The organism is Burkholderia sola (assembly GCF_905400185.1).
GTDB lineage: Bacteria > Pseudomonadota > Gammaproteobacteria > Burkholderiales > Burkholderiaceae > Burkholderia > Burkholderia sola.
Map to the genome: position 1 here is coordinate 79,849 of NZ_FR989678.1, position 22,771 is coordinate 102,619.

The following is a 22,771-nucleotide window of genomic DNA, read 5'->3' on the forward strand; positions in this document are numbered from 1 at the left end:
CGAGGCTGGCCGCTTCGACTGACCGGCGTATCGACGGCCAGTCAGCGTGGAATCCCGCCGATTACGACCCCAGCATAGGCCCGATTTGAAAATGCCGCTCGACGCGGATCGCGAGCCACCGCGAAGCGCCGCGTATCGGGAGACGAGCCACGCGCACCGGCAAACCGTCCGGCATCGGACAGACTGAGCCACGCGTCCCGCGCATACCTAAGCTATCGCGCCGAATTTTCCGTCGACCGAGTGAGTCGCGGCACGTCGACTCCTTCAGAAATTTCATTAGGATCCGCCATGACACCCGCTCTCCTCGCCGCCCCCCGAAAGATTGGCTACGCGTTCTCCCTGGCGGCGACAGTCGCCCTCGGCGCAGCCGTCTTCCCCCAACTCTCGAAGGCCGCCGGACCCGCACCGGATCGGTCACCGCCCCACGTCATGACCGTGGCCGCACAAAAGTCGGTCGACGGGCGCATCAAGAGCCTGCACCAGCGACTTGGCATCACACCCGGCCAGGAATCCCTGTGGCAGCCAGTCGCGCAGGCGATGCGGGACAACGCGAAAGCGATGGAAACGCTCAGGAAGATCCGTAGCGATCATGCGAGCAGCATGAGCGCGATGGACGATCTCCACTCCTATGGCGATGTCGCCAACGTGCACGCCGATGGCGTCAAAAAGCTGACCACGGCATTTCAGCCGCTGTACGACAGCATGTCCAATACGCAAAAGCAGAACGCGGATGCGATTTTCCGTGGCAACGACCACCACCTGATCAAGAAACAATAGTTCCGGACCGTCCGCCGATACCGGCTGTCGATGGCAGTCACTGACCAGCGGATTCCGGATTCGTACACAGGAGAACATGATGGACGTTTCTATCGGACATGCACGTCGAACCACAATGGCGCCGAGATCGGGCATGCGACTCGTCGGCCTGATAGTCGCGATCGGCTGCCTTTTCGCCGCACCGCCGTTGCATGCGGAGAGAATGAATCACGGTTTGGACCAGGGCAATCACGCGCGCATGACACATCAGGATGGTCGTCACTACGGCCATTACCGGAACGGTGGCCACGACGGTTATGACGGCGACGAGGAGTATGCGTATGGCGCGCCTCCGATGGTTTACGCGCCGGTACCGGCACCGGGCATCTCGCTGTTCATGCCGCTGCGGCTGCGCTGAGACACGAACCGAATCCGGCAGCCTCGGTCGCCCGGCAGCCCGTCGACGTGTTGATCCTAACTGCTTCGCGATCCTGACGACGAAGACCGAGAGAATGTTCCGCGACATATCGGGAAGGACGGCTCGCCGCCGGATGGATCACCCCCGTGCTCAAGCGGGTGCATGCTTTGTACGGTTTCGTACCGCATCGGCCATTCGGCGCGTGTAGCGTTTCAACCATGCCGACCATCCGAGGGGACGCGATCGGCAGGAATCGCTCGGCACCAACGGACGAACGACTGGATGCCACGGTGTGACAGGCAGTTCAGCCGGATCACCGACGTGCCGGGCATCGCTCTGGCGAGGACATCATGTTGCGAAGCATTCGAAGGTTGCACGGAGACACGGTTCGAGCGAAGGACGGCGATATCGGCCACATCCACCAGGCCTACTTCGACGATGGCAACTGGTGCATCCGTTACCTCGTCGTCGAGACGGGCGACTGGCTGCACGACAGGCAAGTGCTGGTCTCGCCATATTCCGTCACGCATGCCGATCCCGAGACCCGCACGCTATACGTCAGCCTCACGCAACAGCAGGTGAGGGACAGTCCGAATGTGGACACGCACAAGCCGGTATCGCGCCAGCACGAGATCGAGTACCTGCGTTACTACAACTACCCGACCTACTGGGGTGGCCCGAACCTTTGGGGAATGGGCGCATACCCTGCTTTCGATCCCGCCGGGCCGTCGCAGGACGCCGACGCGGGCGATCCGCTTCTCCCGCACACCGCGCCGGCCGGCACAGCGGCGGATACGCATCTGCGCAGCACCGGCGAGGTCGACGGATATCGGCTCGAAGCCAAGGACGGACATATCGGTCACGTGTCCGACTTCATTTACGACGATGAAGCCTGGGTGATCCGCTATCTGGCAATCGACACGTCGAGCTGGTGGTCGACCGGCAAGGAAGTGCTGATCGCGACTCACTGGCTCGACCAGGTGGACTGGCCCACGGAAACGGTATCGACCACGCTCACGCGCGACGCGATCCGCCAGAGCCCTCCATACGACGACTCGCAGCTCGTTCATCGCAGCTACGAGATCGAGTTGCACGAGTTCTACGGCAAGCACGGCTATTGGCACGGAGACCGATAACGCTGACCCGCGCAACGGGTAGCCAACGCAACCCCCTTCCATGCGGGATATCGCGTGACAGGACGCCAGGGAGCAGCTGCATGACCTCAACCGATTTCCCGCCAACCGAAGGTTCGGCACTCGATGCGCTCTGCATCAATACGCTGCGCTTCCTGTCGATCGATGCCGTGCAGAAAGCAGCGAGCGGACATCCAGGCTTGCCGCTCGGCGCCGCACCGATGGCCTATGCGCTATGGATGCGCCATCTCAAGCATCACCCCGTCAATCCGGCGTGGCTCGATCGCGATCGCTTCATCCTGTCGGCCGGACATGGTTCGATGCTGCTGTACAGCCTGCTTCACCTCACCGGTTACGACCTGCCGCTCGATCAGATCGTCCGCTTCCGGCAATCGGGCAGCCTCACGCCCGGCCATCCGGAGCGTGGCCTCACGCCGGGCGTCGAGACGACCACCGGCCCGCTCGGCCAGGGCCTCGCCAACGCCGTCGGCATGGCGATGGCGGAAACGCGGCTCGCCGCGTGCTACAACCGCCCCGGTTTCGAGATCGTGGATCACCACACCTATGTACTCGTCAGCGACGGCGACCTGATGGAAGGCGTCGCGGCGGAAGCCGCATCGCTTGCCGGCCATCTCCGGCTCGGCAAGCTGATCTGCCTGTACGACGACAATCGCGTCACGCTATCCGCCGGCACCGCGATCACCTTCACCGAAGATCGCCCGCAACGGTTCGACGCCTACGGCTGGCATACGGAAACGGTCGACGACGGCAACGACCTTGCCGCCATCGACGCGGCGCTGCTCGCCGCACGTGCCGAGCAGCGGCGTCCGTCGTTGATCCTCGTGCGCACACATCTCGGCTACGGCTCGCCCAACCGGCAAGACACCTACCAGGCTCACGGATCGCCGCTCGGCGACGCCGAGGTGCGTCTGACCAAGCACAACCTCGGCTGGCCGCCCGATCCCGCGTTTCATATCCCCGCACCGGCGCTCGCGCATTTTCGCCGGGCGCTGGCGGAGGGGCAAATACGGGAAGCGCACTGGAACACCTTGTTCGCAGCCTATGCGCGCGCGTTTCCCGAGCTGGCGGAGATGCTGCTGAGCTCGGTGCGCGGCGCGCTGCCCGACAGTTGGGACCGCGATATCCCGGTCTTTCCGGCCGATCCGAAAGGCATGGCGACGCGGGTCGCATCCGGCAAGGTGCTGAACGCCCTCGCCCCCCGCGTCCCGTCGCTCATCGGCGGCTCCGCCGATCTGAATCCCTCCACCTTCACCGCGCTGACCGGGCACGGCGATTTCGAGGCCGCCGGCATGAACGCGCTCGACCGGCAAGGTTCCGACGGCGGCGGCTGGAGCCGCAGCGGCCGCAATCTGCATTTCGGCGTGCGCGAGCATGCAATGGGCGCGATCCTGAACGGCCTGGCGGCCCACGGCGGCATCGTGCCGTTCGGCGCGACCTTCCTGATCTTTTCCGACTACATGCGTCCACCGATCCGGCTCGCCGCATTGATGCGTCTGCAGGTGATCTACGTGTTCACGCACGACAGCCTCGCCGTCGGCGAGGACGGTGCGACGCATCAGCCGATGGAACAGCTTGCCGGCCTGCGTGCGGTCCCGGGCCTGCTGGTGATTCGACCGGCCGATGCCAACGAAACGGCCGTCGCGTGGCGCGTGGCGCTCGAAGCGCGAGAACGGCCGACCGCGCTGATCCTGACCCGCCAGGACGTGCCGACCATCGATCGCCTCCGGTTCGCGCCGGCAGAGGGCTTGCGGCGCGGCGGCTACGTGCTCGCCGATGCCCCCGACGGTCGCCCCGCGCTGATCCTGATCGCGACAGGCTCGGAAGTCGGGCTCGCGCTGGCAGCGCACGCCGAGTTGCTCGCGCGCGGCGTGGCGGTTCGGGTGGTGTCGCTGCCCTGCTGGAGATTGTTCGACGCTCAGCCCCAGTCGTATCAGGACGCCGTGCTACCGAAGTCGGTCGGTGCGCGGCTGGCGATCGAAGCGGGCGTGTCGCAAGGCTGGCACCGCTATGTCGGCGATCGTGGCGACGTACTCGGCATTGCGGGTTTCGGCGCGTCGGCGCCGGGCGCCGAGCTGATGCGCGATTTCGGCTTCACGGTCGAGAACGTCTGCGACCGCGCACTGAAACTGCTCGCGTGACCGTTGGGCGGCCCATGCGCGTATCAGGCGTTCGAGCCGCCACCGGCATTGCGCGTGCCTGCTTCGAGCACCGCGTCGACCATCGACTGCGCATCGGACACGATGCGCGCCACGTGATCCTCTCCGTTGAAGCTCTCCGCATAGATCCGGTAGAGATCTTCGGTACCTGACGGCCGCGCGGCAAACCAGCCGTGCTCCGTCATCACCTTGATGCCCCCGATCGCGGCCCGATTGCCCGGCGCCCGATCGAGTATCCGGACGATCGCCTCTCCCGCCAGTTCGGTCTGCGTGAACTGATGCGGCGTTAGCCGCGCCAGCAGCGCGCGCTGCTTAGGTGTGGCTGCGGCCTGTACCCTCCGTTCGGCGGGCGCGCCGAAGCGGTGCGCCAGGTCACGGTAATGCTCCGCCGGATCGCGGCCGGTTCGGATCGTGATTTCGGCCGACAGCAACGCGGGAACGATGCCGTCCTTGTCGGTCGTCCAGGGTTGCCCGTCGAGCTGCAGGCACGTGGCCCCCGCACTCTCCTCGCCGGCGAACCCCAGCGTGCCGTCGAGCAATCCGCCGACGAACCACTTGAAGCCGACGGGCACTTCGTAGATTGCGCGATCGTGTGCGCGGGCGACACGATCGATCATCTCGCTGCAGACGACCGACTTGCCGACCGCCGCGCGAGCGGGCCATTTCGGCCGATGCGCGAGCAGATAGTCGACGAGCACCGCGAGATAGTGATTGGGCGGCAGCAAACCGTCGCTGCGTGTGACGATCCCGTGCCGGTCGTGGTCGGTATCGCACGCAAACGCGACATCGAATTGGTCTTTCCGCGCGATCAGGCTCTGCATCGCATACGGCGACGACGGATCCATGCGGATCCGCCCGTCCCAGTCGACGCTCATGAAGCGAAAAGTCGGATCGACTTCCTCGCTGACGATCGCGAGATTCAGTTGGTAACGCTCGGCAATCGCACCCCAGTAGTGCACGCCGGCGCCGCCGAGCGGATCGACGCCGAGCCGGATCGGCGCGCCGCGCAGGATGTCCATGTCGATGACGCTGGCCAGGTCGTCGACATACGCCGCGAGGAAGTCGTACCGGTGCGTCGTGGCGGCATTCGATGCCGTCGACAACGAGGCGCGGCTCACCCCCGCGAGCCGCGCCTCGAGCAGATCGTTCGCGGCCGCTTCGATCCATCGGGTGACGGCTTCCCCGGCCGGGCCGCCGGTCGCCTGGTTGTACTTGATGCCGCCGTTGTCCGGCGGATTGTGCGACGGCGTCACGACGACGCCGTCGGCGAACCCGGCATTGCGTCCCCGGTTGTACGTCAGGATCGCGCGCGAAACGGCCGGCGTGGGCGTGTATTCACCCGGTGGCGCCAGCATGACCTCGACGCCATTGGCAGCCAGCACTTCAAGCACGCTCGCCTGCGCCGGTTCGGAAAGCGCATGCGTATCGATGCCGACAAACACCGGACCGTGGATGCCGTGCGAACGTCGATACCGGCAGATCGCCTGCGTGATCGCGAGGACATGCCACTCGTTGAAGCTGCGGGTCAACGCGGAACCCCGGTGTCCCGACGTGCCGAACGTCACGCGTTGCGCCGGGACTGCCGGGTCCGGCATATCAGTGTAGTACGCGGTCACGAGGCGGGGAACGTCGATCCACAGCGCGTAAGGCGCGAGCCGGCCTGCCAGCGGACTGACGGGCATCGCGGCTGGCGCGCCCGGCGGGTCGGATGTAGCGGGATTCAACATGCCTCCTGTATGGGCCCCAGCCGCCATTCTCGTTCGAGCGCGAACCATGACTACCGCCACGCGCCCGGCGGATGGCGGGCGCCGCCGCGCCCCCCTCGAACGCGCGACGCGGCGGCCGTGCTCAATGCGCGGCCAGCTTGCCCGCTCGACGCTCGAGCATGAGGAGAAGGGCGATGATGCTGACGAGATGCATGCGCTCCGAGGGTGTCACGCAGCCGTGTTCCAGGATCGATTCCAGCCGAATGCGCCAGAGAGCCCATGGCGCAGGCTCACCGAGCGTGACGCGTGCAACGAGTCGTTCAAGTGAACGCAGATCTCCCTCGATTGCTGTATGCGCCATGGCCATGCTCCAGTTGTCACGAGGATCGGCGAACAATCTATGACGAAGCACTGCACCGCTCTGCCCGCTACCGTACATGGGTGCATGCCGCTTCGTGTGCACTTTCCCGGCTGCGTCAGCCGCGGCCACGCGTCATTTCGATCGCGATGGTTGCGACGGTTGCGCCCGGTTCTTTGTCCGCCATCGGACAGACGCCGAATCGACTCGCTGCGAACGTGGTACGACCGGAGCGATATTGTGCGACGAATGCAAGGCATCGACGCCCAGTCCGGTGTGTGCCGTCCCGCGCGTGCCGCGTGCCGCCTGAACGACACCGCATGGCGACCTGCGTTCGACGCTCGACGCGCGGCGAGCGCGACGTTACCCACGCAGGACATTCAAATTGACCGAAACCATCGGATGCCTCATCTTCGGAGCCCTGCTGATTTTCATGGGACTCATCGGGTCGTCGCTCAAGCGTCTGCCGCTGAGCGCGGCCATGGTGTATCTCGGGATCGGCTTTCTGATCGGACCGGCCGGCCTCGGCTTCTTGTCGCTGACATTGCCGGACGACGTCACGCACTTGCGCATCGCGGCCGAAATCGGCTTGCTGATCTCGCTGTTCGCGATCGGCCTGAGGCTGCGTGTCCCGCCCGCCGATCGCCGCTGGATGCTGCCGATTCGGCTTGGCGTCGTCGCGATGATCTTCACCGTCGCGTCGATCGCCGCGCTCGGCATGCTGGTGCTGCATTTGAGTCTCGGCGTCGCGGTACTGCTGGGCGCGATGATCGCGCCGACGGATCCCGTGCTCGCTCATGACGTCGGCGTACGCGACGCGGGTGACGTCGAACTGGTGCGTTTTTCGTTGTCCGGCGAAGGCGGGATCAACGACGGCACCGCCTACCCTTGCGCGGTGATCGGCCTGCTTGCGTGCGGGTCTGGCACGATGTCGGAGCTTCACTGGAGCATGCTCGGCGGCATTGCATGGGGTATCACCTCCGGCGTGGGCGCCGGCTGGCTGCTCGGCTTCGCCACCGCCCGGCTCGTCGCATTCCTGCGCAGCCGCCACGGACAGGCGCTCGGCCTCGAAGGGTTCTTCGCGCTGGGCCTGATCATGCTGTCGTACGGCGTGACGCTCGCCATTCATGGCTACGGGTTCCTGGCCGTGTTCGCCGCGGGCGTCGCGATGCGGCGTGTCGAGCATCGAACGAGCGGCCGGAAGACGTCGAAGGAGACGGTCGGCATCGTGGACAGCGAGGATGTCGAGGCCACCGCCACCGATCCCGACAAAGCCCATGCCTTCGTCGCGGAGTCGGTCATGGGATTCACGATCGAGCTCGAACACATCGCCGAAGCCGTGCTGATCCTGCTGATCGGCGCGCTCGTCTCCCGCTATTGGGTTGACATGCTCACCTGGGCCGACGCGGCCGTGGTCGCGACCCTGCTGTTCGTCATCCGGCCGGCGGCCACCGGGCTCGCGCTGATAGGATCCCAGGCGTCGCGCCACCAGCGCCGGCTGATCAGCTGGTTCGGCATTCGCGGCGTGGGTTCCCTGTATTACCTGATGCTGGCCCTCGAGCAAGGGCCGCGTGCGCAACTGTTGCCGCTGGTTCCATGGGTACTGGCCATCATCGCCATGTCGATCGTGCTGCACGGCATTTCAGCCGCGCCGCTCATGCGTCGCTATGCGTGAGATCCAGCGCGGGCGCGGTGGCGCGATGCGTACGCGGGTCGAACGATTCGGCGGGATGCCACACCCGACACTCGCGGTGTCGGGCGGCAGTCTTCCCATGAACCTGCAGCGCCGATGATGTCCCGCGTCACAGCCTGCCCAGCAGCATCAGGATGAGTAACACGACCAATACCAAGCCCAGCAATCCGCTTGGACCATACCCCCAGCCGTTGCTGTAGCGCCAGGTCGGGATCACCCCGACCATCAGCAGCACGACAACGATCAGTAGAAGAAGTCCCAGTGACATGTCGTCTCTCCTCAATCAATCATCCGGCGGGTCATGGCGCAGTGCGCTCGCAACGATGGCCATCGAATGCAATCGAACCGATGTGTCCGTCGATACGCTCCCGTGCGCTTCCACGTCGACGCGCGCACGCGCCGTTCGCCGCCTGTCGCGTCGAAATGGGCGGTGCCGTATCTCGAATGCCGGAGGAGCCGGGGAGTCAGTCGTCCTGCTCCTACATGCAGGACACGTGCTCGATGCACCCGGTTCGGGACGTGCATCGACTCTTTCGAAATCAATGTAGGCGGACGCACGCATGGAGTCTGTCCGGCAACGTACCGGACGCGTGCGGATTATCGCGGACATCGGCGCAAATCATCGGCGTGCCGGTCCGAAGCGACGCCAGCCGCCACTGTACCGACTTCCGCTGTTCGCTCGTCCATTCTGGGTCGGCACGCGCGCATGCGCTGCCGATGCCGATACGCGCTCGGCGCCACAACGCGCCGACACACTGCCGATGGTCTCGCCGTGCTCCGGTTCGAGCGGCCGGATCCATGCGAAGCGGCATTCACCGGAGAAGCTCATGAACGACCTGACTCGGAAAGCCCGCGGCACGCCGCAACAGCATCGGAAATATGCGCAAGATACCGCGACCGATGACGGAATGCCCATTGCCCCCGAAAAGCCGAGGCTGACGAACCCGAACGCGCGCGAGCAACCGCGCACCGCGGAGCAAAAGCGTTCCGACGCGAGCCCGCGTCCGGGAACGGCATGCCGATCGACTCCATAGCGCATGCAGCCCGCTTCAGCCACCACGCGCTCAGAGTCGTGCGATGCGCCGGCCCACGCCCGTCAGCGGGTGGCAGGCTGCCCTCGTTGCGCTCCGGAGCGTGAAGATGGCGCGGTCGGCCCGCGCCTATGTCCGGGGCAATACCGTCAGATTCCACGCATGGCTCGAGAGCCTGGAGCGCCGCACGTTACCGGAAGAACCCCCGGTCCGGATTGGCGGCAACTGCCACGCAGGCAATCCGGGCCCCGTCGCGAACGCTCAGGGGCACGTCGACAGTCGGAGATCGCGGGCGCCGCCCGCGAGTTTCGTCACCTGCTTTTTCGCGAGAGGCTCGGTTCAGTGGAGATGTCCTCCGAACAGCCCGAGCAACCCGATGACGATGAGGTAGATCGCCACGATGTAATTCAACAGACGGGGCACCACCAGAATCAGAATGCCGGCGATCAGCGAAACCAGTGGGCCCGCGCTCGTGAGAATGTGCATACGCCCTCCGCAAGAATGAAAACAACCAATGAAGACCAAGCCGCCCCGCGTCCGCCGCTCGTTACAGCGACTTGAGCCGGGTGACCTTCGTGCCTTCCAGCGTCACGCCGGCCATCAATCCGTTGTTCGTCAGTACGAATGCTTCGATCGGCGCGGTCGCGGTGCTGGTGTCGACATTGCCGTTCGCGCCGACTTTCAGTACTGCCACCGATGCGTCGCCGCCCACCGACCAGCCTTCGCTGTTACGGAAGCGACCAAGCGCATCCTCGGTCATGAACAGGAAAATGATGGCTTTCGATTGCGCACCGATCTGCAGGCCGATCGAGCCGGTCGTGGTGCTGTAGTAACCGACCGTGCTGCCGGCAACGCGCAGCGAGCCTTCGCCGTACTGGCCGCCGACGAAGAAGCCGGCCGCGATGACCGACGGGAATACCAGCACGCCGCGCGCCTTGCCGACGAGTTCACGCGAGCCTTTGGCGGTCGTGTAAAGGCGTGCGAGGGTCGAGTCGACGCCTGCATCGATGGTGTGGCGCTTGTCGGTCTGGTGACCACTGGCGTCGGATGTACCGGTCGTCGTGCATCCCGAGACCGCGAGGCCGATAGCCAGGATCGATCCCGGCGTACCCCATAGAAATGTTCGTCGCTGCATGATTCACCCCAGGTTGTTCGTGGATACCCCTGACGCTACACACAGGCGAATGCGGTACGAAAGCGTACCAAGCCTGCAAAAACAGACAACCTTCTCAACCTGGCTTCGCGGCGATCGATCCAACCGCCGCCCGCATGCATACGCTGGCGCACCGGCGGCGATCCGCGTACGGCATCGTACCGACTTCCATCGCGATTGCGCTCAGTGTGTCTTCGGGCGCACCGGTTGTTCCGCGTAAAGCGCCCGATACGACGCTTCGATGGTTCCAGGTTTCGTACCGATCAAGCAGGCGACCCATGTCAAGGAGCAGTGTGATGAACAGGGATCAGGTGAGAGGCCGCATCGCGGAAGCGAAAGGCAGACTGAAGGAAATGGTCGGCAGGATCATGGGAAATCGATCGACCAGAATGCAGGGCACGGTCGAGCAGGTCGTCGGAAAGACACAAGCGTCATTCGGTGACGCGAAAGAGCAATTCAGGAAGCGGCCGTAGGGGGGCGCTCGAACGGTTCCGTAGCGCCGCGCGATCGGGCAACGTGATGCGGATTCACTGGATGTTGACGGCGCGTGCAGGCAACATCCGGCGATACCCGCTTCCCGACTGACCGTCACGATGCCTCAATGCGTCGGGGGTGGTCGCCATGCGCAGCGGCAAGCGGCTTGTGCTGCTCGTTTCCCACGCCGGGAAAGAACGCGTCCCACGCGTCCCGGACACCTTTCGCCGCGGTCGCATCTGCGGTCGCATCCACTGCATCGCCCGACTTGGCTGGATCGGAGCGCAAGCCTCGCCAGCGCGTAAAGGTAAGCATCGGCTTTTCCGTCCATTCGCCATCGCCAAACTTCGCAAACGCCGTGTCGCCGCTCACCAGTCGCACTTCATACCATCCGTCGCGAATGGGCGCGTATTGGTCCAGCGCAAACCATCGTGTAGATTGGGTTTTCATCATTGCCTCATGGATCCATGGATCGTTGTACAGGACAAAATCCGGTCTCGCCTGGTCAACGCATGCGCGCAAATCCGCACACCGATTCAGCCACAGACGGCCTGCCGCCGTCATGTTGATCGAACCGCCGGTGCGCAACTCGTATGCAAGCCCGTGGGTCAGCAGTTCATCGGCTATGGCGCGTGGAATATCAGCCTGGCAATCGCGAACCCGATCAAGCGATTTGAGGGTCTCGACGACCTCGGGTGAAAGTGGGATGCACATGGCGGCCTCCTCGGTGTTGAGTTCATCGTGACCCGGGCGACGCGCGTCGGTCTGTACGGTATCGACTATTTGGAAGCGAATTCTTCCGCAACCGCACCGCAACTCGCTGATTGACCCGCATCGAAAATATGCTTCGGTATCCGATATTGTTATTGCGAAACCATTGTCGAGCGCGCACACTGAAGATACCTGCCGGTTTGTTGTCAAGGCATCGGCGCCCTTGAATCCTTCGGCGCCAATCGTTGCTCTGTCAGGAGCAAATCATGACCATCCCCACGCTCGAATATCGCGGACATGAACTCCGCGTCTATTCACAAATGCTTTTCCCGCCGTTCGGCGATCCCCACGCTCCCGGCCCGAAGCGTTTTGCTTCAGTCGTGCGCATCGACACGATTCCGGCAACCTCCGCAACGGCACCGCGTTACTCGACCATTTTCGAGCATGGCGCTCCGCAAACGGCGGCGCTCGCACTCGACCTGGCGATGCAATTCGGCAAGGACATCGTGGACGGCAAGATCGCCCCCACGGCGATCTGATCCGTCCGCCACATCCGGCTCGACGCGACGTCTTGCGACGCGAGCACACCTCACTCAGGAGCGATCCATGAAATATCACTCAGGCACCTCAATCGATCGGCGCGATGACGCGACCCGGCAAAAGCAGCGGGATGATCTGGCCCGTGCCGACGTCGAACGCGCCGAAAAGCGCATCCGCCAGGATGCCGGCATCAATTCCAATGCAAGCAAGTGGCGTTATTCGCACCCAGACAATCGGGCGAGATGAGCGGCGCTTGCGCCGCACGCTGTGGCATGCCGGTCCCGCATGGCGGGTCACCGGCATGCCGGGATCACGCATACCGGCGCAGGCGCATCGAGAAATCGGCAATCGCCTTGATGCCGCTCTGCTCCGCGCAACGGCACCAATCCTGCAACTGAACCAGCAATTGCTCGTGCGATGCGTGCGACCACGTCCATAGCTCGAGCAACGCCTCGTACATATCGACGTACACGCGCATTCGCCGATTGGCATTTTGGCTCGTCAGCGGCCGCAGATCGGGCTTGCCCCGATGGCCCCAGGCCTGGCGCAACCAGCGTTTCATGGCGAGCGCGAACGCGCGCTTGTCGTCGCGGCTCATGTCCTTGATGCGGCGCAGTTCGCGCCGGCAGGCGGGTTCGAGCATGCGCGCATAGGCTGCCATCACCGCATGCCGGTTGCGGATGACCGCTTGCAGCGTTGCGTCGTCGACCACTGCCTTGTTCGGGAGCAGGCGCGGCTTCGTAGCGACGCGCCGAACGGTCGCCAGTCTCAACGCCGCCAGCAGGCGGATGTACAGCCAGCCGATGTCGAACTCGAACCATCGGTTCGACAGCCTGGCGGACGTCACGTATGCGTGGTGATTGTTATGCAGTTCTTCCCCGCCGATCAGGATGCCCAGCGGGAAAATGTTGGTGCTCGCATCGGGCGTCGCAAAATTCCGATAACCGCCGAAGTGGCCGCAACCGTTGATCACGCCACCGGCCCAGAACGGAATCCACATCATCTGGATCGCCCACGCCGCCACGCCGGGGAGCCCGAACAACCCGACGTCGATCACGGCGAGCAGCCCGACGCCGAGATTCGGATAGCGGGCATAGACGTGGCGCTCGAGCCAGTCGTCGGGCGTACCCGATCCATACCGGCGCAGCGTTTCCTCGTTCCGCACTTCCTCCCGGTACAGTTCCGCGCCGCGAAGCAGCACGGTCGCGAGGCCACGGGTTCGCGGGCTATGCGGATCCTCCGGGGTCTCGCTTCTCGCGTGATGCTTGCGATGCACCGCGACCCACTGCAGGGTCAGCATGCCGGTCGTCAACCACAGCCAGAACCGGAAGAAGTGGCTGGCGCACGGGCGCAGATCCAGCGCCCGATGCGCCTGACAGCGGTGCAGGTACACGGTCACGCTGATGATGGTGACATGCGTGAGCACGAACACGACCCCCGCAAGCTGCCACCAGGACAGCCTCAGCTCGCCGTTCAGGAGAAATGCCGACATACCGGTCGCACTCCGGGTCACGCATGTATCCGCGCGCGCTTCGCCGCGACGGCGAGTGCGCGTGCCGATTCCCTACCCGTCGGCCGGCCTATTTCCCGACCTGGTTGCCGACAACGCCGCCGACGGCCGCGCCGCCCACCGTGCCCAACGCACTGCCGCCCGTCAGGACCGCGCCGGCGACGCCACCGACACCCGCCCCGATCACGGTATCCGTTCCGCGGCGAGACATACCGCCGCAACCCGCCAGCACGACGATCGTCAACGTGACGATCGCCATCTCGACTGCCATGGAATGTAGCTTTCTCATGATCATCCCCTCGGGTTGCCGCCGCGCCGTCCGATCCGGCACGACGCACGGAAGCCCATGCGCTGACATCCCGATGAAATTCGGGACGTCGGTTCATGATGGGCGGTGAATCGCGCGCAGTCCGTCCGCTAACGTACCGGCCCGGATGCCGCCCCGGCGCCTCACAGAAGCACCGCTTGCGCCGCCCCCAGCGTCACGACCACGCTGTGACGCCGACCGTCGTCCACGAGTCGCACCATCGCTTCTCCGGCGGCGAGCCGCACGCCATCCACGACGAGGCGGGACACGCCGCCGCTGACGTCGTCCGGATTCTCGACGACGATGTCGTAGTGCGACGCCCCGTGGCGCAGCGTTGCCCTGAAGCCCGGCCAGGATCGCGGTATGCACGGTTGAATGGACAGCATGTCGCCATGCCTGCGCAGGCCGAGCAGGCCTTCGATGCCCGCACGATATAGCCAGCCCGCCGAGCCGGTGTACCAGGTCCATCCGCCACGGCCGACATGCGGCGCGACCGAATAGACGTCGGCCGCGACCACGTACGGTTCCACCCGATAACGATTCGCGCCGCTGCGCGTGCGACTGCGATTGACCGGATTGAGCAGCGCGAACAGCTTCGCGGCGCGATCTCCGTCACCCATTTGCGCAAACGCAAGCACCGACCACGTGGCCGCATGCGTGTACTGGCCACCGTTTTCCCGGATGCCCGGCGGATAACCCTTGATATAGCCGGGATCGACCGGCGATTGATCGAACGGCGGCGCAAACAGCAATGCCAAGCCATCGTCGCGGCGGATCAGCCGCGCTTCCAGCGCGTCCATTGCCTGCGCGGCGCGCGCCGGGTCCGCCGCGCCCGACAGCACGCTCCACGACTGCGCGATCGCGTCGATCGCACATTCGGCGTTGCCGGCCGAGCCGAGCGGCGTACCGTCGTCGAAGTAGCCACGCCGATACCACTCGCCATCCCACCCCGCATCGGCAAGCGCTTCGCGCAACACGCCGGCGCGCGTCAGCCAGCGCGCCGCCAGTTCGCCCGAGCCGCGCGCCGTGGCGAGCGGAGCGAACGCCGTGAGCGTCGCATGCAGGAACCACCCGAGCCAGACGCTTTCGCCCCGCCCGGCCTCGCCGACCCGGTTCATGCCGTCGTTCCAGTCGCCCGTGCCGAACAGCGGCAGGCCATGCTCGCCGACCTGCGCGAGACTCGACTCCAGCCCGCGCACGCAATGCTCGAACAGCGACGCGCTCGTTTCCGAGACGCGTGGAATGAAGAACGCGTCGTGCTCGTCGGCGGCCAGCGGTCGCCCGTCGATGAACGGGATCGACGCATCGAGAATCGCGCGGTCGCCGCTGACGTCGACGTAGTGCGCAACCGCATGGGCGAGCCAGACGCGATCGTCGGAGATCCGCGTGCGTACGCCGCTGCCGCTTTCGGGCAGCCACCAGTGCTGCATGTCGCCCTCGGGAAACTGGCGCGCCGCCGCCCGCAGCAGATGCTCGCGCGTCAGGGCTGGGCGGGCGACCGCGAGCGCCATGCCGTCCTGCAGCTGGTCGCGAAAACCGTACGCGCCGCTCGCCTGATAGAAGCCCGCACGCGCCCAGATCCGGCACGACAGCGTCTGGTACAGCAGCCAGCGATTCAGCATCAGATCCATCGCGCGATCGGGCGTTTCGACCTGAACGGCGCCGAGCGTCTCGTCCCAGAACGCCGTCACGGCGGCGAATATCGCGTCGAGATCCGCCTGACGGTAATGCGCGATCAACTGTCGCGCCGTTGCCGCGTCAGCGCCTTCGCCGAGCAGCAAGACGATTTCGACGCTGCCGCCGGGTTCGAGATCGACCGTGGTCTGCAACGCGGCACACGGGTCGAGCCCGGTGCCGACGCGGCCCGACAACGGCGACGCGCCGGCCCTGCCCGGAAAACCGGCGGGATCGCTCAGGACGCCATTGCGGCCGATGAACTCGCGCCGGTCCGCGCTCCACGAGGTTTGCAGCCCGCATAAATCGACGAACGCCACTCTGCCGCGATACACCTGACTCCAGTCGTTGCGGGCAAACAGCGCGCCGGTCGGCGGATCGATCTCGCTCGCGGTGTGTGGCGCCGCGGCGCTGCGCGACGCCCCCAGCGCCCACTCCGCATAGGTGGCGACGGACAGCCGGCGGCGCCGACTCGACAGGTTGCGCAACGTCAGGCGGGAAATCTTGACAGGATCGGCCAGCGGCACGAACTGCAGCAACTCGACGGCGACGTCGACGGCGGAATGCGCAAACCGGCTGTAGCCCTGGCCATGACTCGCCACGAAAGCGCTCGCGCTCGGCGCGTCGTCGCCGATCGAACCCGCCTGCGGCCCCCAGCGCACGCCCGTCTCGTCGTCGCGGATGTAGAACACTTCGCTCGGCGGATCGGTGACCGGGTCGTTCGACCACGGCGTCAGCGGATGCTCGCGGCTGTTCGTCACCCAGGTATAGCCGCCCCCCTCCGCCGATGTCAGGAAGCCGCACGACGGATTCGCGACGACGTTGACCCACGGCATCGGCGTGCATTGACCGGGCTGCAGGATCACGACGTATTCGCGGCCGCCGCGCGCGAAACCGCCGATGCCGTTGAAGTATTCGAGACCGGCGCCGGCCTGTGCGCCATTCGGTGACGGAATCGCGGGCAGTAGCAGCGGCGGGCTCGCGGCATCCGGGCGCGCGGGCAGCGGCGAAGCCCCGAGGCGCCGCAATTGATCCACCAGCCGGCCATTGCGCGCGGCGAGCACGGCCCGCGCAACGGCGGGAAACAGCGCGCGCGCCGCCACCGCCATCAGGTCCTCGCGCAGCACGAAAATACTGCCGCGTCCGGCTTCGCCCGACGGCTGCCGGGGCCGCACCAGCCCCTCGAGCGCCGCCTGCAAATCCTGCACATACGACGCCGCGCGCTCGTTAATGATGACCAGATCGACCTCGAGCCGCTTCATCCGCCAGTACTCGTGCGCGCGAATCAACTGCCGCACCATGGCGATGTGCTCGATGTCGTCGATCCGGACCAGCAGTATCGGCAGATCCCCCGATACGCCATGCGTCCATAACGGCGACGCGCCCACGCCTCCCGCCGCCGATATCGCCGCCGCATGGCGCAGCAGCGCCGCGGAGCCCGGCCGCATCGACGCATCGCTGTAGAGCATGTATCCGGCCAGCTGCTGGAACAACGCGGCCTCGTCGAGGCTCACCGCGCTGTGCCGCAGCTGCACCTGCGCCTGGGTCCACGCGAGCATCGCCGCACGCGCGAACGATTCGCCGTCGCGATGCTTGTCGACCAGATCGAGCAACTGCGCGCGCGAATCCGCGACGATGGTCCAGTAGACGATGCTCGCCTTCGCGCCCGGCTCGATGCGCAGTTGCCGCCGCAACGTGAACGCCGCGTCCAGCACCGCGCCTTCGGAAGCACTCAGTGCACGCCGTTCAGTCAGCGCAAGCGGCAAGCGAACGCTGCGTCCGCGTCCGATGACACGCAATCGATCGGTATCGAATTCTTCCGCGCCGACGGTTTCGCCGGCAGTCACCGCCAGATGAGCGGCCCAAACCTCCGCCTCGTTCGGCGCGCGCTTGCGGCGCGTCGCCAGGATGGCGCCGGACGCCGGCATGTACTCGGTCTCGATGAACAGCTTCGAGAATGCGGGATGCGCGTGATCGGCGGCGGCCGGCGCGAGCACGATTTCCGCGTACGACGTGAATTCGATCACGCGCGGCCGGGTGCCCGTGTTGGCTACCGACACCCGACGCACCTCTGCGTCGTCCTCGGCGGATACCACCACCTCGAGCGACGTCGTCAAGGTGCCGTCGCGACGCACGAATTCGGCGCGATCCTCGGTGAACGTCACGTCGTAGCTGTCCGGCACCACACCAGTGGGCTGCCACGTGGCCGACCACACGTCGCCGCTCTCGGCGTCTCGCAGATACAGATAGCTGCCCCAATCGTCGCGCGTCGCGTCCTCCCGCCAGCGCGTAACGGCCAGATCGTCGCGACGGCTGTAGCCGGACCCCGCGGCCGTGAGCATCACGGCATAGCGGCCGTTGGACAGAAGATGCGTGACGGGGGCGGGATCGTTCGCGGACAGCAGGCGCCGCGCGACGCCGGCATCGATCCCATGCATCCTGCCGGCGGGGCGCGTGTCGACCCGCGGCCGCCCTGCCGCGACCCGGCCCGGCACCCGCTCCTGCAACAGCAGCTCGGTGGCTCGAACGGCCGGTTCCGCATGGAAGAAGGTGCGAATACGCCCGCCCAGCAACGCATTGGCGATCGCCACGATCGACATGCCCTGGTGATGCGCCATGAACGCCTGCACGATGGCAACCGGCACGCCTTCCGGCACGCGCGCGGGCGTATAGTCGAGTGCTTCGTAGAAGCCGAAGCGCCCGCACGCGCCGGCCGTGCGCAGCCGTTCGAAGTTGCACGCGGCGGCATGCGGCGCGACCATCGCCGCCAGCGCGGTCGCATAGGGCGCGACCACCAGATTCTGGTCGAGATCGCGCTTGAGCCCCAGCTCCGGCACGCCGAAACTCGAATACTGATAGGTCAGCTCGATGTCGCGCGTGTTGTACGCCGACTCGGACATGCCCCACGGCAGCCGCAGCCCGTCGCCGTAGGCGATCTGCCGACGCACCACCAGGTGGTTGGTCCGCGCGAGCAGGCTGCTGTCCGGCGCGCGCATCACGAGCGACGGCATCAGGTATTCGAACATCGATCCCGACCACGAGACCAGCGCGGCGCCGTGCCCGATCGGCGTCGCCAGGCGGCCTAGCCGGAACCAGTGGCGCGCCGGGACATCCCCTTTCGCGATCGCGACGAAGCTCGCCAGGCGAGCCTCCGACGCCAGCAGGTCGTAGTTGCCCGGATCGCGCTGCCCGTCGGCCACGGCGTAGCCGATCGAAAGCAGGTTCCGCACCGGGTCGAGCAGAAAGCCGAACTCCATCGCATAGGCCATCTGCAACGCGGAATCGGCCAGCACCTGAAGACGCTTGTTCAGCACGTCCGCTTCGTCCGGCGTGCGCGTCGCGTCACGACAATGCCCTTGCACCCCGTGCTCCAGCGCCTGCGCCCAGAACAGCACGTCGTCGACGTCGCCGCCCCGCACCCGGCCGACCTCGTCCATCAGGGCGCGCGCGACGTCGGCGACTGTCGCAGCGAGGATCGTGATCGCGTTCCATTCCGTCGCGGCGCGGCCATCCGTCGCGGCGAGCGTGTCCTCAAGCTCGGTCGCGGCCCGCTCGAATTCGCCGTGCAAGGCCGTCCGGGCGTTGCCATTTCGGCACACGGCCTTGCGCAACAGCGCCAGCGTATCGCCGATCCCTTCGTGCGCGGCCTGCCGTCCCACGCCAGCGGGCTGATTCGCCCACGCCCGGCAACCGTTGCCGAGCGCGATCAGGTGCCCGGCAAGATTGCCGCTGTCGACCGACGATACATACCGCGGCTCGAGAGGCCGCAGGTCGCGCGTGTCGTACCAGTTGTAGAAATGGCCACGATAGCGCGACATCAGCCGCATCGTCGCGAGCGTCGCCTCCAGCCGCGACACCGCGTCCAGCGTGCCGAGCCAGCCGAACTCGCGGGCGCTGACGACGGACAACAGGTACAGCCCGATATTGGTGGGCGATGTCCGGTGCGCGCAAACGGGCTTCGGGTCCTCCTGGAAATTGTCCGGCGGCAGCATCTGCTCGTCCGCCGTCACGAACGTCTCGAAATAACGCCAGGTCCGGCGCGCGTCGCGCCGCAGTTGACGCGCATCGTGCGGGGTCACCGCCAGTTCGCCTGCCGGCCGTGGTGCACGGCTCAGCCAATACGCGACCGCCGGCGCGGCAAGCCAGATGAGTACGAACGGCACGGCCAGCCAGCCCGTATGACGATCGAAGCGCCAGCCCGCCGTCAGGCTGGCAGCCGCGGCAAGCAGCGCGAGCGTCACGCCGCCGCGCATTTGCAGATAGGTGGACGCGAGGGTCCGACGGTCGCTCGCGCCCGCTGCGGCCGCTGTCGTCCATTCGAGCAGGTGGCGACGGCTGATCCCCAAGCGAAACAGCGTGCGCGCGATCGCGTCGCCCATCGACCACGCCTGCTGCGGCAGCATGACGATCGACAGGCCGAACCGCGTCAACGCGAAGCGTAGCTCCATCGACCACGCATGGAGCACGCTGCGCGTCGTCATCCTGACATGCGCGCGCCGCCAGCGCGGCACCAGTCCGCTCAATACGGGCAACAGGAACGGCAACGCGATCGTCACCAGCACGAAGGCGCTCCAGCCGAGCGATACGGGGAGCGGCAGCATCCATCCGACCAGTAGCGCGATCAGCATGGCGGGCGCCGTGAGCGTGCGGCGCAGGTTGTCCAGCATCTTCCAGCGGCCGACCGCCGTCAGCCGTTCGTGGCCGAAAATCAACCAAGGCAGGAGCTGCCAGTCCCCGCGCGCCCACCGGTGCAGGCGTCCCGCCGCGACGTCGTAGCGGGACGGCGACGCTTCGACGACCTCGACATCCGACGCCAGCCCGGCCCGCGCGAAAATGCCTTCGAACAGATCGTGACTGAGCACCGTGTTCTCCGGCACGCGGCCGGCGAGCACCGCCTCGAACGCATCGACGTCGTAGATGCCCTTGCCCGCATAGGAGCCTTCGTCGAACAGGTCCTGGTAGACATCCGATACGGCCGACACGTAGGGATCGATGCCGTGCGCGCTCGACGACACGCGCTGGAACAGCGACCCCTCGTCGCCGCTTGCGAGGGACGACGTGACGCGCGGCTGAAGGACGCCGTAGCCTTCGACGATGCGCCGGCTCGCCGAATCGAATATCGGCCGGTTGAGCGGGTGCGCCATCTTGCCGATCAGGCGGCGCACGGTATCGCGCAGCAGCCGCGTATCGGCATCGAGCGTGATCACGTAGCGCACGTCAGGCGGCACGCGCGGCGGCCTGCCTGCCAGCGCGACGAACGTCGTGTCCAACGACCCGCGCAGCAACCGGTTCAGCTCGTGCAGCTTGCCGCGCTTGCGCTCCCAGCCCATCCAGCACCGTTCGCCGCCGTTCCACACGCGCTTGCGGTGCAGCAGCAGAAAGCGCTCGCCCTCGCCAGGCGCCGCCGGATAAAGGCGATTCAACCGGTCGATGCCCGCCGTCGCGGATGCCAGCAGTTCGTCATCACTGTCTGCGTGCGGGGTGGGCGCGTCCACCCAGTCGGAAAGCAATGCGAAGTAAAGCGCGCCGTCAGGGCTCGCCAGATGATGAATTTCCAGTTGCTCGATCTGCTCGCCGAGCGCCGCTTCCGTCGTCAGCAGCACCGGCACGGCGACCATCGTGCGCAGGCCTGGCGGAATGCCGTCGCGCAATGCGAGGCCGGGCAGGATCTTCGCGCCGACATCGCGCATCACGCCGCGATTGACGAGCGCGACCGCGGCATCGAGCGCGGGTAGCAGGCCGGCGACGCCGAGCCAGATCAACCAGTGACCGGGTGGCTCGATGCGAGTGAGCCACGCCAGCATGGCCGTGAGCAGCAGTGCCGCAATCAGCCCGATACGGCCGAGATAGCCGCCGAGACCGGCGTGGCGCGTCAGGCGTCGCAACCACAACGCAACGGGCGGCCGATAGCCGATCTCCGCCTCGAACGCGGTGCGGCCGTCCGCCAGCAGGTAGTAACCGGGGTCCGTCTCGCGGGCCGGCACCGCGCCGGCGGCCGGCACGCGGCTCGCCCCTTGCGCCGCTGCATCGGCGACGGCGCGGCGGGCAATCTCGAGTTCGCTGACGGGCGCGCCGCGGGCAAGCGCTTCCACCGCGTCGCGATACAGGTTGCGCGTGGGGAAATCCATCTCCGCGAAGCCCGGATGGCTGCGCAGCACCTGATCGACCAGGCTGATGCGCTCGAACAGATCGGTCCAGTCCACCTCCGAAATCAGCCGCATGCTGGTGATCACGTTGCGCACGGTCAGGCTGGCAGCGCCCTGCTGATGGTTGACGGAGGTGACGATCTGGTCCGGTGTCGCGCCGCGCGCCGCCAGGTGCCGATGCAGCCACGCCAGCGCCGGCGCGACGGCCGGATCGGGATCATGCAGCCGCTGAATCAATTGCACCGCGAACGCATCGTGCAATACGGCCTGCTCATAACGGGCGACGAGCGGCTCGGTTTCCACCCGCGCCTGCCCGCGTTCGCCGAGCAGGCGATCCGCGAGCGCGTCGGCGTCGAGTCGCGCGCGCCGGTCGTCGATGATCTGATCCGCGAGCCGCCGCAGGTTTTCGATCAAGACGATCCGCAGCGTGATCGCCACTGCCCACAGTTCGCCGATCGTCAGCGGTTCCACGGCCTGATAGGCGAGCATGAAGCGGCATAGCATATCGGGATCGAAACGGCTGTCCGTATGGGCGACGAACGACCAGTTGATCTCGAATACGCGCGGATAACCGGCAAACGGCCCGTTGCCGAGCTTGGGAAGTTGCCGGTAATAGCGCGGAGAAAGATCGTCGCGGATCTGCCGCACCTGCTCCGCGACGAGATAGTAGTTGTCGAGCAGCCACTCCGCTGCCGGCGTGATTTCCTCGCCGCGCGCATCCGCGGCCACCGTGTTCCGGTACGCCTTCAGCAGATGATCCGCGTTGTCCTTCAGCCGCGTCGCCAAAGACGGGCCAGAGGGCGCACTGGGAAGTACCTTCTGCGCACGCGCCAGACTGCCCGCATGCTGCGCAAGCCGTTCATCGCCGAAGAACTCCTCGCGAATCGGCCGTGCATTGCTCCATGGCGATGTCCGGCGTCGCGAAACACGCGCAACGTGAATCTTCAAGGCACCTTCTCCCCAATGACCGCACCACCCGTCCGG

The 22,771-nt window shown here is 66.1% G+C and carries 19 protein-coding genes; 10 read left to right on the top strand and 9 right to left on the bottom strand.

Annotated features, from left to right (window positions below):
• The first annotated feature begins 288 nt into the window (after nt 1-288).
• The 4 genes from KR541_RS36325 to tkt all read left to right on the top strand — a co-directional run bounded on the left by KR541_RS36325 (nt 289) and on the right by tkt (nt 4,466).
• Nucleotides 289-777 carry a Spy/CpxP family protein refolding chaperone gene (locus tag KR541_RS36325; RefSeq protein WP_089484725.1) on the top strand — a complete coding sequence of 163 codons (489 nt, stop codon included), beginning with the start codon at nt 289-291 and terminating at the stop codon, nt 775-777.
• A gap of 133 nt (nt 778-910) precedes the next feature.
• The gene (locus KR541_RS36330) at nt 911-1,174 is read left to right on the top strand and encodes a hypothetical protein (protein ID WP_226248740.1); all 264 of its coding nucleotides are present in this window, start codon (nt 911-913) and stop codon (nt 1,172-1,174) included.
• 350 nt (nt 1,175-1,524) lie between these two features.
• Nucleotides 1,525-2,310: a PRC-barrel domain-containing protein gene (locus KR541_RS36335; RefSeq protein WP_089484724.1), complete on the top strand. Its 786-nt coding sequence runs from the start codon at nt 1,525-1,527 to the stop codon at nt 2,308-2,310.
• Between the two features lie 80 nt (nt 2,311-2,390).
• Nucleotides 2,391-4,466 (top strand): transketolase, encoded by a 2,076-nt coding sequence (tkt, locus tag KR541_RS36340; protein ID WP_089484723.1) that lies wholly within the window; start codon nt 2,391-2,393, stop codon nt 4,464-4,466.
• A 23-nt stretch (nt 4,467-4,489) separates the two neighbouring features.
• Here the strand turns inward: tkt and pgm are convergent, their stop codons facing one another.
• Complete coding sequence (pgm, locus tag KR541_RS36345; RefSeq protein WP_089484738.1) at nt 4,490-6,166, bottom strand: phosphoglucomutase (alpha-D-glucose-1,6-bisphosphate-dependent); 1,677 nt, start codon at nt 6,164-6,166, stop codon at nt 4,490-4,492.
• Between the two features lie 166 nt (nt 6,167-6,332).
• A complete protein-coding gene (locus KR541_RS36350) occupies nt 6,333-6,551 on the bottom strand; it encodes a hypothetical protein (RefSeq protein ID WP_089484737.1) in 219 nt (72 codons plus the stop codon).
• 382 nt (nt 6,552-6,933) lie between these two features.
• On the opposite strand from KR541_RS36350, the gene KR541_RS36355 reads away from it, so the two are divergent.
• Nucleotides 6,934-8,223 carry a cation:proton antiporter gene (locus KR541_RS36355; RefSeq protein ID WP_089484722.1) on the top strand — a complete coding sequence of 430 codons (1,290 nt, stop codon included), beginning with the start codon at nt 6,934-6,936 and terminating at the stop codon, nt 8,221-8,223.
• Nucleotides 8,224-8,350: 127 nt separating this feature from the next.
• Here KR541_RS36355 and KR541_RS36360 read toward each other — a convergent pair whose 3' ends face one another.
• The gene (locus tag KR541_RS36360) at nt 8,351-8,509 is read right to left on the bottom strand and encodes a DUF3309 family protein (RefSeq protein ID WP_089448652.1); all 159 of its coding nucleotides are present in this window, start codon (nt 8,507-8,509) and stop codon (nt 8,351-8,353) included.
• A 559-nt stretch (nt 8,510-9,068) separates the two neighbouring features.
• Here KR541_RS36360 and KR541_RS36365 point away from each other — a divergent pair.
• Together KR541_RS36365 and KR541_RS36370 are read left to right on the top strand one after the other, a co-directional pair.
• On the top strand, nt 9,069-9,275 hold the full coding sequence (locus tag KR541_RS36365) for a hypothetical protein (protein ID WP_089484736.1): 207 nt from the start codon (nt 9,069-9,071) through the stop codon (nt 9,273-9,275).
• A gap of 43 nt (nt 9,276-9,318) precedes the next feature.
• Nucleotides 9,319-9,663 (top strand): DUF2252 family protein, encoded by a 345-nt coding sequence (locus KR541_RS36370; RefSeq protein WP_089484721.1) that lies wholly within the window; start codon nt 9,319-9,321, stop codon nt 9,661-9,663.
• On the opposite strand, the gene KR541_RS36375 is transcribed toward KR541_RS36370, so the two are convergent.
• Together KR541_RS36375 and KR541_RS36380 are read right to left on the bottom strand one after the other, a co-directional pair.
• Nucleotides 9,612-9,758, bottom strand: coding sequence for a DUF3096 domain-containing protein (locus KR541_RS36375; RefSeq protein WP_006413561.1), 147 nt, complete (start codon nt 9,756-9,758; stop codon nt 9,612-9,614). The genes KR541_RS36370 and KR541_RS36375 overlap by 52 nt on opposite strands.
• 61 nt (nt 9,759-9,819) lie before the next feature.
• Nucleotides 9,820-10,407, bottom strand: coding sequence for a BPSL1445 family SYLF domain-containing lipoprotein (locus tag KR541_RS36380; protein ID WP_089448655.1), 588 nt, complete (start codon nt 10,405-10,407; stop codon nt 9,820-9,822).
• Nucleotides 10,408-10,721: 314 nt separating this feature from the next.
• Between KR541_RS36380 and KR541_RS36385 the strand changes: the two genes are divergently transcribed.
• On the top strand, nt 10,722-10,898 hold the full coding sequence (locus KR541_RS36385) for a CsbD family protein (RefSeq protein ID WP_012328536.1): 177 nt from the start codon (nt 10,722-10,724) through the stop codon (nt 10,896-10,898).
• Between the two features lie 115 nt (nt 10,899-11,013).
• Here the strand turns inward: KR541_RS36385 and KR541_RS36390 are convergent, their stop codons facing one another.
• Nucleotides 11,014-11,349: a hypothetical protein gene (locus KR541_RS36390; protein ID WP_089484735.1), complete on the bottom strand. Its 336-nt coding sequence runs from the start codon at nt 11,347-11,349 to the stop codon at nt 11,014-11,016.
• 527 nt (nt 11,350-11,876) lie between these two features.
• Here KR541_RS36390 and KR541_RS36400 point away from each other — a divergent pair.
• Both KR541_RS36400 and KR541_RS36405 read left to right on the top strand, forming a co-directional pair.
• On the top strand, nt 11,877-12,149 hold the full coding sequence (locus tag KR541_RS36400; RefSeq protein WP_089484720.1) for a hypothetical protein: 273 nt from the start codon (nt 11,877-11,879) through the stop codon (nt 12,147-12,149).
• A gap of 67 nt (nt 12,150-12,216) precedes the next feature.
• Entirely contained in the window at nt 12,217-12,396 is a 180-nt protein-coding gene (locus tag KR541_RS36405; protein ID WP_080001072.1) for a hypothetical protein, read from the top strand.
• A 64-nt stretch (nt 12,397-12,460) separates the two neighbouring features.
• On the opposite strand, the gene KR541_RS36410 is transcribed toward KR541_RS36405, so the two are convergent.
• The 3 genes from KR541_RS36410 to KR541_RS36420 all read right to left on the bottom strand — a co-directional run bounded on the left by KR541_RS36410 (nt 12,461) and on the right by KR541_RS36420 (nt 22,735).
• Entirely contained in the window at nt 12,461-13,642 is a 1,182-nt protein-coding gene (locus KR541_RS36410) for a DesA family fatty acid desaturase (RefSeq protein ID WP_089484719.1), read from the bottom strand.
• Nucleotides 13,643-13,730: 88 nt separating this feature from the next.
• Nucleotides 13,731-13,931 carry a glycine zipper 2TM domain-containing protein gene (locus KR541_RS36415; RefSeq protein ID WP_226248737.1) on the bottom strand — a complete coding sequence of 67 codons (201 nt, stop codon included), beginning with the start codon at nt 13,929-13,931 and terminating at the stop codon, nt 13,731-13,733.
• Between the two features lie 179 nt (nt 13,932-14,110).
• Nucleotides 14,111-22,735, bottom strand: a complete 8,625-nt coding sequence (locus tag KR541_RS36420; RefSeq protein WP_089484718.1) for a glycoside hydrolase family 94 protein — start codon at nt 22,733-22,735, stop codon at nt 14,111-14,113.
• Nucleotides 22,736-22,771: the final 36 nt, after the last annotated feature.

Coding starts and splice junctions, on each gene's coding strand:
- KR541_RS36385 (WP_012328536.1), top strand. CDS start 10,722: ATGAACAGGGATCAGGTGAGAGGCCGCATCGCGGAAGCGAAAGGCAGA.
- KR541_RS36390 (WP_089484735.1), bottom strand. CDS start 11,349: ATGAAAACCCAATCTACACGATGGTTTGCGCTGGACCAATACGCGCCC.
- KR541_RS36330 (WP_226248740.1), top strand. CDS start 911: ATGCGACTCGTCGGCCTGATAGTCGCGATCGGCTGCCTTTTCGCCGCA.
- KR541_RS36335 (WP_089484724.1), top strand. CDS start 1,525: ATGTTGCGAAGCATTCGAAGGTTGCACGGAGACACGGTTCGAGCGAAG.
- KR541_RS36410 (WP_089484719.1), bottom strand. CDS start 13,642: ATGTCGGCATTTCTCCTGAACGGCGAGCTGAGGCTGTCCTGGTGGCAG.
- pgm (WP_089484738.1), bottom strand. CDS start 6,166: ATGCCCGTCAGTCCGCTGGCAGGCCGGCTCGCGCCTTACGCGCTGTGG.
- KR541_RS36375 (WP_006413561.1), bottom strand. CDS start 9,758: ATGCACATTCTCACGAGCGCGGGCCCACTGGTTTCGCTGATCGCCGGC.
- KR541_RS36350 (WP_089484737.1), bottom strand. CDS start 6,551: ATGGCGCATACAGCAATCGAGGGAGATCTGCGTTCACTTGAACGACTC.
- tkt (WP_089484723.1), top strand. CDS start 2,391: ATGACCTCAACCGATTTCCCGCCAACCGAAGGTTCGGCACTCGATGCG.
- KR541_RS36365 (WP_089484736.1), top strand. CDS start 9,069: ATGAACGACCTGACTCGGAAAGCCCGCGGCACGCCGCAACAGCATCGG.
- KR541_RS36380 (WP_089448655.1), bottom strand. CDS start 10,407: ATGCAGCGACGAACATTTCTATGGGGTACGCCGGGATCGATCCTGGCT.
- KR541_RS36405 (WP_080001072.1), top strand. CDS start 12,217: ATGAAATATCACTCAGGCACCTCAATCGATCGGCGCGATGACGCGACC.
- KR541_RS36370 (WP_089484721.1), top strand. CDS start 9,319: ATGCGCCGGCCCACGCCCGTCAGCGGGTGGCAGGCTGCCCTCGTTGCG.
- KR541_RS36325 (WP_089484725.1), top strand. CDS start 289: ATGACACCCGCTCTCCTCGCCGCCCCCCGAAAGATTGGCTACGCGTTC.
- KR541_RS36415 (WP_226248737.1), bottom strand. CDS start 13,931: ATGGCAGTCGAGATGGCGATCGTCACGTTGACGATCGTCGTGCTGGCG.
- KR541_RS36400 (WP_089484720.1), top strand. CDS start 11,877: ATGACCATCCCCACGCTCGAATATCGCGGACATGAACTCCGCGTCTAT.
- KR541_RS36360 (WP_089448652.1), bottom strand. CDS start 8,509: ATGTCACTGGGACTTCTTCTACTGATCGTTGTCGTGCTGCTGATGGTC.